Origin of the sequence: Olivibacter sp. LS-1, assembly GCF_008245145.1 — a bacterium.
GTDB lineage: Bacteria > Bacteroidota > Bacteroidia > Sphingobacteriales > Sphingobacteriaceae > Olivibacter > Olivibacter oleidegradans.
Genome location: NZ_CP041643.1, coordinates 3,146,365 through 3,165,533 on the forward strand (window position 1 = coordinate 3,146,365; position 19,169 = coordinate 3,165,533).

Annotated in this window: 17 protein-coding genes; 9 read left to right on the plus strand and 8 right to left on the minus strand. The window is 39.8% G+C overall.

Annotated features, from left to right (window positions below; all coding sequences use genetic code 11):
• Window positions 1–43: 43 nt before the first annotated feature.
• A complete protein-coding gene (gene lon / locus FKG96_RS12735; protein ID WP_013666250.1) occupies window positions 44–2,500 on the minus strand; it encodes an endopeptidase La in 2,457 nt (818 codons plus the stop codon).
• A 374-nt stretch (window positions 2,501–2,874) separates the two neighbouring features.
• Between lon and FKG96_RS12740 the strand changes: the two genes are divergently transcribed.
• The gene (locus tag FKG96_RS12740) at window positions 2,875–3,546 is read left to right on the plus strand and encodes a tetratricopeptide repeat protein (protein ID WP_013666251.1); all 672 of its coding nucleotides are present in this window, start codon (window positions 2,875–2,877) and stop codon (window positions 3,544–3,546) included.
• 62 nt (window positions 3,547–3,608) lie between these two features.
• Here the strand turns inward: FKG96_RS12740 and FKG96_RS12745 are convergent, their stop codons facing one another.
• Window positions 3,609–4,151 (minus strand): hypothetical protein, encoded by a 543-nt coding sequence (locus FKG96_RS12745; RefSeq protein ID WP_130857342.1) that lies wholly within the window; start codon window positions 4,149–4,151, stop codon window positions 3,609–3,611.
• 114 nt (window positions 4,152–4,265) lie between these two features.
• Window positions 4,266–5,786, minus strand: coding sequence for a 2,3-bisphosphoglycerate-independent phosphoglycerate mutase (gpmI, locus tag FKG96_RS12750; protein ID WP_130857343.1), 1,521 nt, complete (start codon window positions 5,784–5,786; stop codon window positions 4,266–4,268).
• Window positions 5,787–6,011: 225 nt separating this feature from the next.
• Between gpmI and FKG96_RS12755 the strand changes: the two genes are divergently transcribed.
• The 4 genes from FKG96_RS12755 (at window position 6,012) to FKG96_RS12770 (ending at window position 8,933) form a co-directional block, all read left to right on the plus strand.
• Window positions 6,012–6,416 (plus strand): DUF4783 domain-containing protein, encoded by a 405-nt coding sequence (locus tag FKG96_RS12755; RefSeq protein WP_013666254.1) that lies wholly within the window; start codon window positions 6,012–6,014, stop codon window positions 6,414–6,416.
• A gap of 98 nt (window positions 6,417–6,514) precedes the next feature.
• Window positions 6,515–7,375, plus strand: coding sequence for a carboxylating nicotinate-nucleotide diphosphorylase (gene nadC / locus FKG96_RS12760; RefSeq protein ID WP_207303786.1), 861 nt, complete (start codon window positions 6,515–6,517; stop codon window positions 7,373–7,375).
• Between the two features lie 51 nt (window positions 7,376–7,426).
• Entirely contained in the window at window positions 7,427–8,074 is a 648-nt protein-coding gene (gene plsY / locus FKG96_RS12765; protein WP_013666256.1) for a glycerol-3-phosphate 1-O-acyltransferase PlsY, read from the plus strand.
• 52 nt (window positions 8,075–8,126) lie between these two features.
• Window positions 8,127–8,933 (plus strand): M48 family metallopeptidase, encoded by an 807-nt coding sequence (locus tag FKG96_RS12770; RefSeq protein ID WP_130857344.1) that lies wholly within the window; start codon window positions 8,127–8,129, stop codon window positions 8,931–8,933.
• Window positions 8,934–8,994: 61 nt separating this feature from the next.
• Here FKG96_RS12770 and FKG96_RS12775 read toward each other — a convergent pair whose 3' ends face one another.
• From FKG96_RS12775 to FKG96_RS12790, 4 genes are all read right to left on the minus strand, one after another.
• Window positions 8,995–10,278 (minus strand): anthranilate synthase component I family protein, encoded by a 1,284-nt coding sequence (locus tag FKG96_RS12775; RefSeq protein WP_130857345.1) that lies wholly within the window; start codon window positions 10,276–10,278, stop codon window positions 8,995–8,997.
• A gap of 5 nt (window positions 10,279–10,283) precedes the next feature.
• Window positions 10,284–11,558: an adenylosuccinate synthase gene (locus FKG96_RS12780; protein WP_130857487.1), complete on the minus strand. Its 1,275-nt coding sequence runs from the start codon at window positions 11,556–11,558 to the stop codon at window positions 10,284–10,286.
• Window positions 11,559–11,743: 185 nt separating this feature from the next.
• Window positions 11,744–12,244: a Fur family transcriptional regulator gene (locus FKG96_RS12785; protein ID WP_013666260.1), complete on the minus strand. Its 501-nt coding sequence runs from the start codon at window positions 12,242–12,244 to the stop codon at window positions 11,744–11,746.
• Window positions 12,245–12,430: 186 nt separating this feature from the next.
• Window positions 12,431–14,644: a bifunctional (p)ppGpp synthetase/guanosine-3',5'-bis(diphosphate) 3'-pyrophosphohydrolase gene (locus tag FKG96_RS12790; protein ID WP_013666261.1), complete on the minus strand. Its 2,214-nt coding sequence runs from the start codon at window positions 14,642–14,644 to the stop codon at window positions 12,431–12,433.
• Window positions 14,645–14,792: 148 nt separating this feature from the next.
• On the opposite strand from FKG96_RS12790, the gene FKG96_RS12795 reads away from it, so the two are divergent.
• From FKG96_RS12795 to FKG96_RS12810, 4 genes are all read left to right on the plus strand, one after another.
• The gene (locus FKG96_RS12795; protein ID WP_013666262.1) at window positions 14,793–15,431 is read left to right on the plus strand and encodes a DUF4294 domain-containing protein; all 639 of its coding nucleotides are present in this window, start codon (window positions 14,793–14,795) and stop codon (window positions 15,429–15,431) included.
• Window positions 15,431–15,916 (plus strand): glutathione peroxidase, encoded by a 486-nt coding sequence (locus FKG96_RS12800; protein WP_013666263.1) that lies wholly within the window; start codon window positions 15,431–15,433, stop codon window positions 15,914–15,916. The genes FKG96_RS12795 and FKG96_RS12800 overlap by 1 nt, the downstream gene beginning before the upstream one ends.
• 34 nt (window positions 15,917–15,950) lie before the next feature.
• On the plus strand, window positions 15,951–16,673 hold the full coding sequence (gene bshB1, locus FKG96_RS12805; RefSeq protein ID WP_013666264.1) for a bacillithiol biosynthesis deacetylase BshB1: 723 nt from the start codon (window positions 15,951–15,953) through the stop codon (window positions 16,671–16,673).
• A gap of 76 nt (window positions 16,674–16,749) precedes the next feature.
• Window positions 16,750–18,108, plus strand: coding sequence for an acyl-CoA dehydrogenase family protein (locus FKG96_RS12810; protein WP_130857346.1), 1,359 nt, complete (start codon window positions 16,750–16,752; stop codon window positions 18,106–18,108).
• Window positions 18,109–18,126: 18 nt separating this feature from the next.
• Here the strand turns inward: FKG96_RS12810 and FKG96_RS12815 are convergent, their stop codons facing one another.
• A complete protein-coding gene (locus tag FKG96_RS12815) occupies window positions 18,127–19,164 on the minus strand; it encodes an acyl-CoA reductase (RefSeq protein WP_242627317.1) in 1,038 nt (345 codons plus the stop codon).
• Between the last annotated feature and the right edge of the window lie 5 nt (window positions 19,165–19,169).

Here is a 19,169-nt window from a genome sequence, read left to right on the forward strand (position 1 = left end):
TTTTTTGCTGTATAGAATTTTGACTTTTGACTTTTGACTTCTCTTATCTATTAATACTAAAATCCAAAGGTTTTTTTACTTTCTCTTTCAAGAGAGCGAGATCTACCACCTCCTTCATTTCGTTAACATAATGAAAGTTCAGATCCTTTATATAATCTTCTTTAATTTCCAGGATGTCCTTTCTGTTAGATTTGCAAAGTATAATATCTTTAATATTAGCTCTCTTAGCAGCTAAAATCTTTTCCTTGATACCTCCAACCGGTAAGACCTTTCCGCGCAAGGTAATTTCACCGGTCATCGCTAAGTTGGCGCGCACCTTGCGTTGCGTAAAGGACGAAGCCAAAGCAGTGAGCATGGTTATGCCCGCAGAAGGACCGTCTTTGGGAGTCGCTCCGGCAGGTACGTGAATATGCACGTCCCATTTATCAAATAGATCAAAGTCTATTTTAAAATCTGCCGCATGTGCTCGTAGATAAGCCATCGCTATGCCTGCTGACTCCTTCATTACGTCTCCGAGATTTCCAGTCAGTGTAAGTTTTCCCTTACCGGGGCTCAGACTTGATTCGATGAAAAGAATATCGCCGCCTACCTGAGTCCATGCTAGTCCTGTTACAACGCCTGCTACATCGTTACTTTCGTATAAATCCTTGTCATAAATAGGAGCACCTAAAATATCAACAACTTCCTGCTGACTGATGCTAGGGCCTATAGGCGTTTCCATAACAATATTGGTTGCCGCACCGCGCACCAGAGCGCCTATTTTTTTCTCAAGGCCGCGCACGCCGGACTCACGGGTATATTCATCTATTACCTTTTCTATTACACTACCTTTCAAAGAAATATCCTTTGCCGTTAGGCCATGCTGTTCACGTTGTTTAGGTAAAAGGTGTTTTTTTGCGATCTCAATCTTTTCTTCAATTGTGTAACCATTTACCTCAATGATTTCCATTCTATCTAATAAAGCTGGCTGAACAGTACTTAAAGAGTTAGCAGTAGCAATAAACATGACATTGGAAAGATCAAAGTCCATCTCTACATAATGATCGTAAAAAGCGCTGTTCTGTTCCGGATCCAAGACTTCCAATAGTGCCGAAGAGGGATCGCCTCGAAAATCATTTCCGACTTTATCGATTTCATCCAAGACGAAAACGGGATTTGAAGTGCCGGCTTTTTTAAGTGATTGGATTACTCGGCCCGGCATTGCTCCTATGTAGGTTTTTCGATGCCCTCTGATTTCTGCTTCATCACGAACACCCCCCAACGCCATTCTAACGTATTTTCGGTTTAAGGCCTTAGCAATAGATTTCCCTAATGAAGTTTTACCAACGCCGGGAGGGCCCACGAGGCACAGGATTGGCGCTTTCATGTCTCTTTTAAGCTTCAAGACGGCTAAGTACTCAATAATACGTCTTTTTACTTTTTCTAACCCGTAATGATCTTTATCTAAAATCTTCTCGGCACGTTTTAAATCGAAGTTGTCTTTACTGAACTCATTCCAAGGTAAATCGATCAGGAGCTCGAGATAGTTGAGCTGAACGGAATAATCGGCCGCTGCTGGATTGATCCTGCTTAATTTATCCAATTCTTTTTTGAAATGGGTTGCGACTTCTCTACTCCACTTTTTCTCCAGGGATTTTTTCCTTAACTCCTCGATTTCCAAATCAGGCGTTGAGCCACCCAGTTCTTCTTGAATCGTTTTTAATTGTTGATTCAAAAAATAATCACGTTGCTGTTTGTCGAGGTCAACCCGAACTTTGTTTTGGATCTGATTTTTTAGTTCTAACAATTGTAATTCGGCGGTAAGCTGTTCAAGCACTTTATTTGCCCGATCCTTAACATCCTTCATTTCCAATAGTTGCTGCTTTAATGTTAAATCAGCATTCATATTGGAAGAGATAAAATTGATTAGAAAAGAAGAGCTTTCAATATTTTTAATGGCTATTCCTGTTTCGCTTGGTATGTTCGGCGAGATGTTGATGATTTGTAAAGCTAATTCCTTAATAGAAGAAATTAGTGCATTGAATTCTTTTTCCTTCTTCGCTTTTTCCTCTATAAAACGCTCGATGGAAGCTTTGATATACGGTTCCGATTGTATTTCCTCTTTGAGTCTAAAACGTTGCTTACCTTGAATGATCACTGTCGTGTTACCATCAGGCATCTGCAGCATTTTTATGATCATAGCCACAGTTCCAACCGTGTGCAATTGATCGAATGAAGGGTCTTCAATTGACATATCCCTTTGGGCAACTACACCAATGGCGCGATCACCTTTATAGGCTTCTTTTATTAGTTTGATGGATTTGTCTCGCCCTACGGTTATCGGTATAACCACTCCCGGAAATAATACCGTGTTTCTTAAAGGTAATATGGATAGAACTTCGGGTAACTCTTCACTACTCATATCGTCCTCATCTTGCTGTGTAAATAGTGGAAAAAATTCCGTGTCCTCATTTATGATTGGTAATGCTTGGTTAAAATCAAATAGATCAAACTTGCTCATTTGTATGTTTTATATTTATGTTGTAACAGGTTTTGGGTCAAAATGACAGTCTGCCTGCTTATTTTATTCTGTAAACAACTGAATAGGTATTGTTGCAAGCGCTATGCCAATATCTATTTATGCAATCTTTTTTAGCATTTGTGTCATATTTTCAGGTCATGCCCTTTGTTATCTTTTATAAATGCAATGATACTACAATAAAATTTAAAAGCCTGTAAATGAATAATATTTAATGCGATACAATAAAATACACATTTTTTAGTTTATTTTTGTGTCGAAATGGCAATGAGATTGCTATCTTAGAGAGGGATAAACCTTTAGGCTTTATGCAAGGTGTCATAATAGCCTCCCAAGGAATAAAAGAAATTTAATTAATGAACATTAGACGCTATCAATTTATGAATTTTGGTAAATCAATGAAACAGTTGGTGTTACTGGGAGTTTTTATTTTTTCCGTAAGCGCTGTAGCCGCTCAGTCACAATCGTCATCCAGTAATCCCTACGTTCGTTTGGGAAATAAGGCGATTATGGATGGGGATTTTAAAGCGGCAGTAAATGCTTTAGAAAAAGTGAAAAATCCGGATACACTTGTTACTTACATGTTGGGATATTCGCAGATCAGATGTGCGGATTATAATAAGGCCATTACTTCTTTTACAAAACTTCTTAGCCAGAGCCCAAATAACTTTTCAGCTTATTATTGGAGAGGCAAAGCACGGAACACCTTAGCTGTTCAAAGTGAGAGTAAATTGAATGAAACTGAGCGCAGCAAAATGTTACAAGCAAGTATCGATGATTTTACCAATGCTATAAGACTTAATCCGGATGATTTGTCTTATTACCAAAGTAGAGGAATGGCCTATCGCGACTTAGGGATATTGCAAGGAACTAATTCTACCGCTGTTTACGACAAAGATCAAGCTGCTGAAGCTTATCAAAAAAGTATAGACGATTTACAGCACGTGTTGAGCGCAAATGCTAAAAGAGAAGATTTAGCAAAAGAAATTAAGAAGGTGAAGATTTACAAGAGTAACCTGTCTAAATAGCTAATTAACAGGCTTTAAAAGGCCTTAGCACAACAGTGCTAAGGCCTTTTGCTTTTTGGTAATTATAAGATTCTTCCGGTAATGATATAATTGTTGCGACCTATTATTCGGATAGACTGTTCTTTCTCTATCTCATAAAGGGAATCTGGAAAATAATCAAGTCGTTCAGACGATTCATACAGCCAATTTTTTTCTCCGTTGAGGATTTGAATGTGTCTAACCGTACCTTTAGGATCCTTGTAAATGGTTATTTGCTTTGTTCGAAGCCGGGGCGCCTTCGCACGGTAACTTAACTTTCCGTCTGCCGAATCGATCCGATAACTTTGCAGCCAATCCGGCTTGTTGATATCAGATGAGGAAAAGAGCTCAAATTCTCTTTGCCAGTCGCCTAGCCTTAGCTTCATTTGTTCGCGCTGCTCATTTTTACCTACGGTTTTAAGGATCAAAGGATTTTTTTTCTGCAAAAATTGTGCTTCTTGCTTAAAATAGGAAATCAAGTCGAAGTAGGGGGGATGAGTGACCTTCATTTCTCCATTGTCCGACGAACAAGATATGCCCATAAAGAGCGCAAGCATAGGTAGTGTGAGGGAAGGGAAATATTTCATGCGAAAGATAAACACCTGAGATTCTCCAATACAGGGGCGAAGTTAATAAAAAATTGCACAGCTGAGGTCACTGCTTTCGCTTTTTCATCGCTCGTCTGTGCAATTTTAGTTTTATTAGGAAACGAGTACTTCACCCGTCATCTTTTGAGGAACCGAAATATTTAACAGCGTCAGGATAGTCGGAGCTATATCACCCAATTTACCATCTTTTATGTGCCGGTAATCTTTGTCAATTAGAATACAAGGTACTAAGTTGGTTGTATGTGCGGTATTAGGTGAACCATCTTCATTTATCATATATTCTGAATTTCCATGGTCAGCAATGATTATAAAAGAATAACCTTCTTGTAAACCTTTTTCCACTACTTGTTTGGTGCAATTATCCACCGTTTCAACAGCTTTTACAACCGCACTAAAGACACCCGTATGGCCAACCATATCGGGGTTTGCAAAGTTTAAGCAAACGAAATCCGGATGATTGCTTTCCATTTCTTTACAAATAGCGTCCGCAATACCTTGTGCACTCATCTCCGGTTGCAAATCGTAGGTTGCTACTTTTGGAGAAGGGATCAATATTCTTGATTCACCAACAAACTCCGTTTCTCTGCCGCCTGAAAAAAAGAAAGTTACGTGCGGATACTTTTCTGTTTCGGCTATACGTACTTGCGTCTTACCATTTTTTTCCAGTACTTCTCCCAAAGTTTCGGTAATATCGTCTTTTTGAAAGATCACATCCACATTTTTAAAGGTCTCATCATACGACGTCATTGTAATATACTTTAAATTCAAAGGCGTCATATTGTACTCAGGAAAGGCCTTTTGAGTTAGCGCTATCGTAATTTCACGCCCACGATCTGTTCGGAAATTAAAACAGATAACTACATCTCCCTCTTGAATAGTTGCTAATGGTTTGCCTGTTTCATCGACTTTGACAATTGGCTTTACAAACTCGTCAGTCACGCCGTCCGCATAAGAAGCATGAATTGCATCAATCAGATTTTTGCTTGCCGTTCCCTGTCCGTGAACCAGGAGATCATAGGCTTCTTTCACCCTTTCCCATCGGTTATCTCTATCCATTGCATAATAACGCCCGATTGCAGAGGCAAGCTTTGCCCGGCGACCTGCCAAATATTTTTCTAATTCGGCAATATAATTTACACCCGAGTGTGGATCAGTATCTCTACCGTCTAAAAAGGCGTGGATAAAGACATTTTCCGTTAAGCCTGCGTTTTCAGCTGCATCGCATAAACCGCGAAGATGTTTGGTATGTGCGTGAACTCCGCCGTCAGAAACCAAGCCGATAAAATGTACCGATTTGCCTTCAGTGTTGGCGTAGGCAAATGCCTGTTGAAGAATAGTATTTTGATTTAGTTCGCCATCTTCTACCGCTTTATGAATACGGCCAAGCTCTTGATATACAATACGGCCAGCACCTAAGTTCATATGTCCTACTTCTGAATTTCCCATCTGTCCGTTCGGTAAACCAACAGCTTCACCGGACGCCTCCAGTTTGGAGTGCGGGTATGAACTTAATAAATGATCTAAAAAGGGTGTATTGGCGGCTTTTACCGCATTGGAATCATCATTCTTGCCGTAACCAAGACCGTCAAGAATTATGAGCATTGCTTTCTTCATTTTTGCTATTCTTTTATTTTATTTTGTTTTCTCTTTTCACAAACCTAATACAAAAAATGATCCTTTGCTCAATTTTTTTTAAATATTGGTAAATAGGTGTGCCTTGACAAAAAAATAGACAAAATGGCATGCTTTTAGCTGCAATATGCAGCAGAAAGTATCGTGCTATAAAATGTACATAATTGCAAGTGTTAACGTAATTGAGCTAAATTCTTATCTGTCGGGATGATGAAAAGTGCGTGTATTATATTGCTTCTTTTTTTTACCAACCTAAAGTCTCATGTTGTTTATTCCCGTATAGACGATTTGATTGATAATATTACAAATTGCTTTAGAACCGGGAACAGTAAGGAGTTATCCTTTTATTTGTCCAGTACGGTAAGTCTTTCTTTATTGGAAGAAAGTAACACCTATTCAAAAAACCAGGCCGAAATATTACTTCACAATTTTTTTGACAGACATACATTTAGAAGTGGAAAAATTCTTCATAGAATGGAAACAAATGCCAGTAACCGTTATGCTGTCGTCGAATTGATCTCCTCCACCGAGAAGTTTAGGGTTTCCCTGTCTCTCAAAAATTTCAACTCTAAATTTTTAATTACGGACATACGTATTGATGTGGTAAAATAATATCGAAACAAATTCATCATTGCATAGGACAGTCAAAGAGCGTTATAAAACTTTTTCTATTCACGAAATTTTCACTAGGTTTGGAGCCGATTTACAATATGAGCACAATAGATAAGAAACAACTTAGTGACTTTATAAAGCAGGCGCTGCAGGAGGATGTTGGCGATGGCGATCATACTTCTTTGTCTACCATTCCGTCCGGAAAGCAGGGAATTGCCAAGTTAATAATTAAGGAAGACGGGATTTTAGCAGGGGTAGAGGTAGCTGTTGCTATTTTCCGCGAAGTAGATCCCTCCTTGCAAATCACCATTCAACAGAACGATGGTGGTGAAGTTGCCGTTGGTGATATTGTCTTATTCGTAGCAGGCAGTATTCATTCCATTTTAATAGCAGAACGTTTAGTACTTAATGTGATGCAGCGGATGAGCGGTATTGCAACAACAACTCATAAGGTTGTGAAGCTGTTGGCAGGCACAGAGACAAAAGTGCTTGATACACGAAAAACGACACCGGGAATTCGCTTTTTAGAGAAAGAGGCGGTGCGTATAGGCGGAGGTGTTAATCACCGTTTTGGCCTATATGATATGATATTGATCAAAGACAATCATGTGGACTATGCAGGGGGAATTGCCGCTGCTTTATCGGCTGCACATGAATATAAACGATCTTTGAAAAAAGCAATCCAGATAGAGATTGAGGTCCGAAATTTGGAGGAACTTCAAGCTGTACTTGATTTTGGTCGTGTTGATCGGATCTTATTGGATAATTTTGATTTCAAAACGTTAAAGCGTGCGGTGAATTTAGTTGACGGAAGGTTTATAACAGAGGCATCTGGAGGCATTACCCTTGAAAATGCTAAACAATTTGCGGATTGCGGCGTTAACTATATTTCTATAGGCGCTTTAACGCATTCCGTTAAGAGCCTTGATATGAGTTTGAAAGCTCAGATTGTTAACTAAAGTTAAGATTTTTTACTAATAAGATTTTCCTTTTTAGTATCATTGTACCCGATGACATCGATTAATGCCATTATTGCACTTCTGGTTGCGTATTTTTTTGGATCCATACCAACAGCCGTTTGGCTCGGACAATCTTTTTATGGCGTAGATGTAAGGGAATATGGCAGCGGAAACGCAGGAGCTACTAATACGTTCAGGGTCCTAGGTGCCAAAGCCGGCGTTGCTGTTATGATTATCGATATTCTGAAGGGGTGGACTGCAACAAATTTAGCTTACTTTATCGGTGTTTCCATTACCGGACCTACAAGTTCTGTACTCTTTATTAATTACCAACTTGCGTTAGGGGTAATCGCCGTTATGGGACACTTATTCCCTCTGTTTGCCGGATTTCGGGGCGGGAAAGGGGTTGCGACATTATTTGGAATGGTACTGGCCGTGCATTTACAAGCAGCTTTATTATGTGTAGGTGTTTTTATCTGTGTGCTGATGCTTACCCGTTACGTTTCCTTGGGATCTATTTTAGCTGGTTTTACTTTTCCTTTTAGCATCGTTTTTGTTTTTCAAACGCCCTATAAGTCGTTGTTATTATATGGTATGTGTATCTGCGCGCTTATACTCGTTACACACCAAAAGAATATTGAGCGACTACTGAAAGGCAAGGAATCAAAAATCACATTGTTTAAAAAGAAGAATACGTAAAGTCGTCATATCGGCACAACAATTGCTGTATTTTTCAAATATAATCATCATTATGAATTGGAATAAAACTAAATTATTTGGTTCATTACTTTTACTCGTTTTTTTTGCAGCATGTTCTACCGTACCCTTAACGGGAAGAAAGCAATTAAGTTTGGTAGACGATAAAACGATGCAACAACAGGCGACGCTTGCTTATCGCGAGCTTTTAAGCGACCCGAAAACCAAAGTTATAAAAGGTACAGCTAATGCGCAATTGGTGCAGAATGTGGGCCGTAAAATAGCACGGGCCGTAGAAACTTACTTACAACAGCAGGGATATGCTGATCAATACCAGTTTAGTTGGGAGTTTAACTTAATTGACGACAAACAAGTGAATGCTTGGTGTATGCCGGGCGGTAAAGTAGCTGTATACACAGGAATTTTACCGGTTACGGAAAACGAAGCTGGTTTAGCTACTGTCATGGGGCACGAAATTGCGCATGCAATTGCAAGGCACTCATCTGAACGGGCCTCTAATGTGATGGCTGCCCAAGGTATTGGCGTCGGGGTGGGATTAGCGACATCCAAAAAATCTCAATTAACACAAGTCCTTGTCAGCCAGTTATATGGTGTAGGTAGCCAAGTGGCATTACTAAAATACTCGAGAAATCAAGAGGGCGAAGCCGATCGAATGGGATTAACCTTTATGGCGATGGCAGGATATAATCCGAATGAAGCGACGGCGTTTTGGCAACGAATGTCTTCCCGGGCAGGCGGACAGAAACCTCCTGAATTTTTAAGTACACACCCTAGTGATCAAAGGCGTATTGCTGATATTCAAAGACTGATTCCGGAAGCGATGCGGTATTATAAAAAGTAAGGTGTCTTAGCTTGCGGGAGGGATGAAGAGACGACGGATGCGGCCATGTTTATGATTAAGGTTAAATTTGAGTACCTAACAATTCCAGGATAGCCCGCGCTTTTAGCAGGCACTCTTCGTATTCGGTCAAGGCGTCTGCTCCGGCAGTTATTGCCCCGCCAACGTGGAAGGAAAGCCTTTTCTTATGAGCATTGTATAAAAGGGAACGAATTACGACGTTGAAGTCATAATCTCCATCAGGCGCAAAGTAACCAATACTGCCAGCATATAGGCCTCTTCGACTAGACTCATACCTGTCTATTAATCGCATCGCGCTCACTTTGGGAGCGCCCGTCATTGAACCTGCGGGAAATGTATTCCGAATACCAGTTGTATTCTCTAAATTTTCTCTCCCCACTGCAGTGATCGTAGAAATAAGTTGATGTACCTGTTTAAAACTATAAACGCCCATCAGCTCCTTTACTTTGACAGAAGCCGGTTCAGCACTTCTCGTTAAATCATTTCGTACCAAATCTACGATCATGATATTTTCACTGATTTCTTTTCCATCAGTTTTAAGTTTGTTGATTAATGCAATGTCTTCCTCCTCCGTTTTTCCACGAGGTGCCGTTCCCTTAATAGGCTGCGAGATTAACAAGCGGTTTCTTTTCGCCAGAAACCTTTCCGGAGAAGCCGATATAATGTGATGCTCCCCCGTTTTGAAATAAGCAGAGAAAGGGGTGGGGGATAGTTCGCTCAATTGAAGAAAAGCCTCTATTGGTGTAAGGACAACATCTTCGGCAAAAAATTCCTGACAAAGATTCACCTCGTAAATATCTCCTTGATGAATATGCCGCAGTAATTTTTGGAATACATTTATGTAATTCTCCTTAGACATTTTAGCCTGTACAGTTCCTGTGAAAACAAAAGAAGGCGGAACGAATAGGGTATTTACGACTCCATTATAAATCTCGGATGGTGTTTCGCTTTGGATTGTAACTGTATTGCCTTTAATATGTAGCAAATGTTTCGGTACGAAAAAATAGGCGTTAGGCGTTTCCTGTTCATTTGGGTGGGCGGTATGTAGGGCCTCTATTTCGTTTTTCAGATCATAGGCTAAAAATCCGGGAATCCATTGCGCGGGATGATCCTTGATGAATGCCTGCAAAGCTTGAAAGCTATCTTCGTGACCATCTTTAAAGTCATGTAATACATCTGCGGCGATCAGTGCGTCAAATTTACTATAGGCGTCATCATGCTCGCCCTGGCTGACCAAACAGCAGGCTGTATTAAATAAAGAAGCCCATTGAAGGGCTTTCTTTGTAAAGTTAACAATATCATCGATCTGATATTCTGTGGATGTCATCTCGGTTAATCCAAAATAAGCGTTTGCATTCTATCAGGGCCTACTGATAAATATTTTATTTTGACACCTAATTGTTTTTCCAGATATTGAATATATTCCTTTAATGCTGTAGGGATTTGACCAACCGAAGTGATACCGGTAATATCCTCATTCCACCCTTTTAGGGTTTCATAAACAGGTTCAGGTTTTAACGTATTGATGTCATATGGCATGTAATCAATCTTTTCTCCATTATGTATATAGTGCGTACATACATTCACTTCTTCAAATCCACTTAATACGTCGGCCTTGGTCATCACCAATTCAGTTACACCATTCAGCTGGATCGCGTAGCGTAATGCAGGAAGGTCAATCCAGCCTGTCCGACGGGATCTGCCTGTTGTGGCTCCGAATTCATGTCCGATTTGACGCAACTTTTCGCCGGTTTCATTTTCCAATTCCGTAGGGAAGGGGCCACCACCCACCCGCGTGCAATAGGCTTTGAAAATTCCAATGACCTGACCAATATTTTTTGGCGCAACACCTAGACCGGTGCATGCCCCGGCAGTTGTAGTATTAGAAGACGTAACGAAAGGATAGGAACCAAAATCAATATCCAATAGTGTCCCTTGAGCTCCTTCTGCCAATACCGTTTTACCATCCTTTAGATAATTATTGACCAATTGATCACTATCAACATGAGGAATAGCTTTCAGGTATTCAATAGCCTCAAAGAAAGCTTGTTCTCTTTCGTCAAAGTTGGGAATCTCACCATAATGTGAAAGGATACTTTTGTGTTTTTCGACGAGCTTTTGGTAGCGTTCTTCAAAATCGGGTAAGGTAGTATCACCCACACGTATGCCATTGCGCCCGGTTTTATCCATGTAAGTTGGTCCAATCCCTTTTAAGGTGGATCCAATTTTTCCAGCTCCCATTTTACTTTCGGAAGCGGCATCGAGTAATTGATGCGTAGGCAATATAAGGTGTGCCCTACGAGCAATCACCAATTTTCCTTCTGCAAGCGGATCGAACCCGCTTTTTTTTAAATTTTCAAGCTCTCTTTTGAGAATAATGGGGTCGATAACGACGCCATTACCGATTAGATTTAACGTGTTTTTATTGAATATGCCGGAGGGAATGGTGTTCAGTACGTATTTTTGCCCGTCAAATTCCAGTGTATGTCCGGCATTCGGTCCGCCTTGAAAACGGGCAATTAAATCATACTGTGGCGTTAGGACGTCCACAATTTTACCCTTACCTTCGTCGCCCCATTGTAGGCCCAAAAGCACATCGACTTTCATCATGATTTGTTATTGTATGTCGTTTAATTAATAATTTATAGGAGAAACAAAAAAAAGGTGCTCAAAAAGAATGTTATCTTCGAGCTAATAAAGCGTTTAATTAATAGCTCACTTCTTTGATAACAGACAGCAATTGAAATGCTTCTTTTTGAACACCTCGAAATATTGTATTATACAGTACATTGCTAAACTGAAACAACCTCTTTATTTCGGCTTTGGTTTGCTTCGGTTTTAGGGCAGCTTTCGTTACACTCACTGCAAACCCCATATAGATTTAATGAGTGATGCTTGATGTCAAACTTTAAAAGCTCTCCCATCATGCTTTGTATCTGATGAATTCTGGGGTCGCAGAATTCAACAACTTTACCGCATTCGATACAGATAATATGATCGTGTTGCTTATACCCATATGATTTTTCAAATTGGGCCATATTTTTACCGAATTGGTGTTTCGTCACCAGGTCGCAAGATACCAAAAGCTCCAATGTATTGTAAACGGTAGCTCTGCTCACTCGGTATTTTTTATTTTTCATGTGGATATACAGGGATTCCACATCAAAATGGTCGTTTCTTGAGTATATCTCTTCCAAGATGGCAAAGCGCTCAGGAGTTTTGCGCAAGCTTTTATTTTCGAGGTATGCCTCGAAAATCTTTCTGACCATACTTGTTGTTTCTGCTGTAGACATAATAATCCTTAATTATGTACAAACTTAGCTAAATTGCTTGTTATATGCAAATAACCCAAAAGTATATAAGAACTTCGCGGTTATCCTTGACATTCAGTTTATAAAGCTAGCATGTGAGCTCGTAGCCGGGAGCTATTAGGTGCTTAGTTACCAGGTGTCAGTTGTCGGTCATTTAACCCATTACCGTTATCCCTCTGAATCAAAACGTGTAATACCCGTAATGCCTTTAATCTGCTTTAGTTTTTTGATCAAGCTATCTAAGTGCTCCGTATTATTTACATACACCATGATCGATCCTTCAAAAATACCTTGATTACTGGTGATTGTAATCGATCGAATGTTGATTTTAAAATCTTGGGAAATAACCGTAGTAATCCGGTTAACCAATCCGACATCATCAATACCTACAATGCGTAAACCGGTAAGGAACGCTAATTCCTGTTGAGAGGTCCATTTGGCTTTCACGATGCGGTAACCGTAATTGGCCATTAATTTAGACGCGTTGGGACAATTCGTGCGGTGAATTTTTATACCATCGTTAACCGTTACAAAACCGAATACATCATCTCCCGGAATAGGATTACAGCAAGCCGAAAGTGTATAATCGAGTTTCTGAAAATCATCGCCAATCAATAAGGTTTCTTTATCCTTTTTGTCTACTTTTCTAAGTAAGCCGTCAACATGTTGTTCGATTTTAGTACTGGCTCCGCTTGAAGTATCCACTGACTTTTCAGCCGTTGCAAATTCCTTCAGTTGTTTTAGGTCAATTTCACCTTTAGCTACTTTATAGAACAATTCCTGTGTAGATGGCAGCTTTAAAAACGAGCTTAATTTATTGAGATTATCGGTGTTATAGGTAATCTTAATCGATTTAAGTTTCCTTTCCAGGATTTCCTTTCCATCTTCCGCTATGCGCCGCTTTTCTTCTTTTAATGCAGATTTTATTTTTGACTTAGCCTTTGCCGTAACAACAAAATTCAGCCAATCTTCCTTGGGTGTTTGTTTATTGGAGGTGATAATCTCCACTTGATCACCATTGGAAAGCTTATGTGAAAGGGGTACCAGTTTATGGTTTACTTTTGCTCCAATACAACTTGCGCCTAAATCGGAATGTATTTCAAAAGCAAAGTCGAGAGCGGTAGCGTCTAAAGGAAGCTGAATAAGGGCTCCTTTCGGGGTAAAAATGAATATTTCATCTGAAAAGAGATTCATTTTGAAGTCATCAACAAAGTCCAAGGCATTGGATTCAGGGTTACTCAAAATATCTCTTACTTTCTGTATCCATTGATCAAGACCACTATCGGAGTTTGATTCTTTATACTTCCAATGTGCAGCAAAGCCTTTTTCTGCAATTTCATTCATCCGTTTGGTGCGGATCTGTACTTCAACCCATTGACCTTTGGGTCCCATAACGGTGGTATGCAAAGATTCATAACCGTTTGCTTTAGGTGAAGAGATCCAGTCACGCAATCGATCAGGATTAGGTCTGTATAGATCCGTGACAATGGAATAGGCTTTCCAACATTCTGCCTTTTCCATTTCCTGTGTTGTGTCAATAATAACACGGATTGCAAATAAGTCGTATACCTCCTCAAAAGGTATAGATTTTTTCCGCATCTTATTCCAAATAGAATGAATGGATTTAGGACGGCCAAAAACACTGGCTCTAATTCCCTGCTCCGTCAATATTTCCTGAATAGGGCCAATAAATTCCTGTATATAACGTTCCCGTTCCGCTTTCTTCTCATTTAATTTTCTTGCAATGAACTTGTATGTATCAGGATCTGTATATTTCATGGAAAGATCTTCCAGCTCCGATTTAATAGCATACAAACCTAAACGATGGGCAAGAGGTGCATATAGATAGCTTGTTTCAGAAGCGATTTTCAGCTGCTTATCACGGGCCATGAATTCCATGGTTCGCATATTGTGCAGTCGGTCCGCTAATTTAATTAGAATCACCCGTACATCATCGGCAAGGGTAAGGAGCATCTTCCTGAAATTCTCTGCCTGTATAGAGCTATTCGGATCAAAGATTCCTGAGATTTTGGTTAAGCCATCAATAATTTTAGCTACTTTTTTGCCGAATTTGTTTTCAATTTCATCTAAAGTAATATCGGTATCTTCCACCACGTCGTGTAATAAAGCACAAACGATGGAAGTAGTACCCAGCCCAATCTCCTCAGCCGCAATTTGGGCAACAGCGATTGGATGGTAAATGTAGGGCTCTCCGGATTTCCTGCGCATATCTTTATGGTTTTCCAAGGCCATATCAAATGCCCTCCGGATCATCTGCTTGTCACCCTTTTGCAAGGTGGGCTTACAAGCTCGCAATAACGCCCGATACCGTTTTAAGATCTCTTTTTTCTCAGCCTCTAAATCAATCACTAATTCCTTCATGGTCCTCAATTTCGTAAATATCTATTCTATATGCAAAAAATTTATTTCCTACCTTTGAGATTGTAAATGTCTCGGAAGGTTTAATAAAAATTGTATTAGTCGTCAATTTTTATTTAACTTTATTGGAAGTTTAGTAAGAGCTAAATCTATGAAATTTTTACGTTTAATGTTAATTTATTTACTGCTTTTTTTTGGTAGAGAGGGCTTGGCACAGCAGGTTAATAAAGATAGTTTAGCTAATACTTCTAACAATGCCTCAAATATCACGCCAATTATGTTGCCAACAACCATTGTTGACGGTGAACGGATACCTTGGATTTTATTGAGGGAGGTCGTGATTACCGATTATCGGATTTTTAAAACACCGGCAGACAGAGCTCGATATAATCGCTTAAAGTATAATGTCTTAAAAGTACTTCCGTATGCCAAATTTGCAGAAGACCGTTATGATAAATTACAGCGCGATCTAGCGGTAACGCCCAAAAAAAAGGATCAAAAAAGGCTTATCAAAGATTGCGAGAAAGAGATTAAAGCGATGTTTAACCGAGAGATAAAAAACATGTCGGTATCTCAAGGGGAAATATTAATAAAACTTATCAATAGACAAACGGGTAATTCCAGCTACGAGCTAGTGAAAGAGCTAAGGGGTGGAGTATCTGCTTTTTTTTATCAGTCTGTGGCGAAAATATTTGGTCATAATTTAAAGAATACCTATGACCCTGACGAAGACCGCGAAATAGAAACTATTATCCGGAACTACGCCAACAACAATCGTTACTTCTATTAATGGATGCTATATACCAATTTTGTGCAATGAAGCCTGATGGCTCCGTGGTTGATTTTAACATTTATCAAGGCAAGGTTTTATTAGTCGTAAATACAGCCAGTGCTTGCGGCTTTACGCCCCAATATCAACAATTGGAAAAGCTTTATGAACGCTATAAAGATCGAGGCTTTGAAATATTGGCCTTTCCTTCGAATGACTTCGGAAGTCAGGAGCGTTTGAGTGGTATGGCATTGCAGCATTATTGTAGTATTGAGCAAAAGTTAAGTTTTTCAGTTTATGATCGTATCAAAGTGAAGGGCCCTGATGCCCATCCATTGTACAAGTTTCTTGGCGATAAATTGTTGAATGGCAGAATCAATAGCAAGCCGCTGTGGAACTTTCATAAATATCTAATCGATAGAGAGGGGCGTGTTGTTGACTATTTTTATAGTTTTACGCAGCCCTTATCGAGACGCTTGATTCGGAAAATAGAACGGTTTCTGTAATAAATGCACATTAGGTAATATAAAATAATAACACGTGAAATTAGATATATTAGTAATTACTGTACATCCCGATGATGCAGAGCTGGGATGTTCGGGTACTATTTTAAAGCATGTTGCACTAGGAAAAAGGGTGGGTATAGTTGATCTGACGCGAGGCGAATTAGGTACAAGAGGCACCGTTGAGAGCAGAGCGAAGGAAGCTGCGGATTCAAGTATTATACTTGGACTGAGTGCTAGAGAGAATTTGGGCCTGCGAGATGGTTTTTTCAAAAATGAAGAGTATGAGCAACTTGAACTCATAAAAGCCATTAGAAAATATCAACCTGAGATTATCATTGGAAATGCTTTATATGACAGGCACCCTGATCATGGGAGAGCGGGTGAATTAATAACAGATGCTTGCTTTTTATCGGGACTGCGACGAATCGAAACAAAGGTAGATGAAACCTATCAGGAACCTCATCGTCCGAGGCTTCTATTGCAGCTCATCCAAGATCATTATATTAAGCCGGATATTGTTGTAGATGTGAGTGATTATTGGGATCAGAAGATTGAAAGTATTCGTGCTTTCAAATCGCAGTTTTTTAATGAAGATTATGCTGTTGAAGAGCCGCAAACCTATATATCTAATCCGGACTTCTTAAATATAATCGAAGCTCGGGCTAGAGAATATGGCAAGTATATCGGAGCTAAATACGCCGAGGGCTTTACTTGTAAGAGATTATTAGGCGTAGATAACCTCTTTAATCTGCGGTAAGCTTTATGAATGGAAAAAAGTGAGATGTTAAACACTTTCTTCTTTATTTTGTTATCATATTCTAAAACCTAAAAATATGTCAAATACGTTCACTAAAATAAAAGAAGCCTTTCGTTTGCTCAAGCATATTGATTTTGATCAGTTATCAAAAATCTCCCAAAAAGTTGACCTCGTTAAAGTGATGGATGGTTTTTCAAAATTAGATGATAATCAGTTGAAGGGACTTTTGAAAATGATGGACGGCGACGGGAAAAAGAAAGAGCTACCTCCGATTAATGGGGATTTTTATGAGCTAAGCGACCGATTAAGTGCAGAAGATCGTGCTTTGCAACTCCGAATACGCCAATTTATGGAACAAGAAGTAAAACCCTTGGTGAATAAATACTGGTTGCATGACGAGTTCCCATTTGAGCTGATTCCTAAATTTGGCGAACTTGGTTTGGCGGGCATTACTTATAACGGTTATGGTTGTCCGAATAAATCATTTTTAATGGAGGGTGTATTGGCCATGGAAATGGCTCGGGTAGATGCTTCCATAGCAACTTTTTTCGGGGTTCAGAGCGGCTTGGCAATGGGATCGATTTATTTGTGTGGCTCTGAAGAGCAAAAGCAAGAGTGGTTGCCGCAGATGAATAAAATGCAGAAGATAGGTGCGTTCGGCTTAACAGAGCCGGAAGTTGGTTCAGGTGCCGCCGGTGGTTTAACGACAACCTGTAAGCGAACGGCGGAGGGATGGGTGTTGAACGGGCAGAAGAAATGGATTGGAAATGCAACTTTTGCTGATCTTATTGTTATATGGGCGCGCGATTTGGATGATGGCCAGGTGAAGGGCTTTATTTTGAAAAAAGATACACCAGGCTTTTCTGTCGAAAAAATAAAAGGGAAAATGGCATTAAGAATTGTCCAAAATGGGCTAATCACTTTAAAGGACTGTGTAATTGAAGAAAAAGACCGTTTACCTCACGCTAATTCTTTTAAAGATACGGCCAATGTATTGCGTATGACCCGTGCAGGGGTGGCTTGGATGGCGGTTGGATGTGCACGTGGGGCTTATGAGAGCGCGCTCGATTACACCCGGAAAAGAAAGCAGTTTGGCAAGCCGATAGCTTCTTTTCAATTAATACAAAATCATTTAGTGGAGATGCTTTCTAATTTAACAGCTATGCAAACGCTGGTTTTTCGCCTTTCTGAGCTACAGGATGCCGGGCAATTAAAGGATGAGCACGCCTCCTTGGCAAAGGTTTTTTGCTCGTTACGAACACGTGACATCGTAGGACAGGCCCGAGAAGTGATGGGCGGGAACGGTATCCTTTTGGAGCATGATGTGGCTCGTTTCGTTGCCGATGCTGAAGCGATCTACTCATATGAAGGGACCAAAGAAATTAACTCCCTTATTGTTGGGAGGGCGATTACCGGAATGAGCGCGTTCGTATAGTGCTTTATTTTTTCATCCCTATTTGTTGCTCAATAAAAAAGCTAAAGTATTAACACCATCAGCATAATCGTCCAATGCAGGCTCCTGACTTTTACCTAAAGAAAAGGATGGCGCAATGGTGGTCAATTTTCTGTTAGTTACAATACATTGGATTTCTTCATTTCTTTCATTTAATTGTGCGGTTAAACTTTCTATATCATTATAGTGTTCGTAATAAGCTACAGCTAATGGAGATGCTAAGCGTTGATCCTCTTTAAGCAAGAGGAAGCCATTATCGTAATGCCTGTCGCCATTTACCAAATAAATTGACTTATTATAGTCGTAGTTGTTATGGTATTTATGATGATTGATAACCGTACTAAAGGTTTCGATAGCTTCAAAGAAGTAACTGATTTCATAATTTTTAGGAAAATAAAGTTTAGAAACATTTCTACACCCTAAGCCGTAATAGTCGAAGAGATCGTAGCCGATATTTGACAGTTCGGCTTTTGTTTCGTCACCCCAAATAACAGCTACGCTATTTCTGTTTTTTCGAATAATGTGAGGTACATTCTTGAAATAGTATTCAAAATAGCGAGCGGTATTATTACTTCCTGTTGCAATAATCATGTCAAAACGCTGAAGTCTGTCTACCAAACTAATGTGTTGTTTAAATGCCGGTTCAAATTCAATTAACTTGTCCAATAGATGTGGAATCAAGTACTTATCGTCAGAAGACAGTTTTATTTGAACTTTAAAACCTGCTATTAACGCTGTTAATATATCATGAAAGCCTACCAAAGGTATATTCCCTGCGAGAACCAGTCCCACCGTTTTTCCGGACATGGGATCGATGTCAGGCAAGTAAGGTTGTATCCAGTCGGCTAAGACCGGTTTAACCAGCGTTTTGGCAATAGCATGGAGTGCCTTTTTTGTATTAGCCGGTGTAAACCAACTGTTATGATATCCTGCTTGTTCGATGATTGCGTGTAAGCTATCTGACGCCGTTTCCATATAGTTGCCCAGTGCAGAAAAGGCGGCGATGCGTTGATGGCTTGTCAAATTGTGATTCTTCAAAGTGG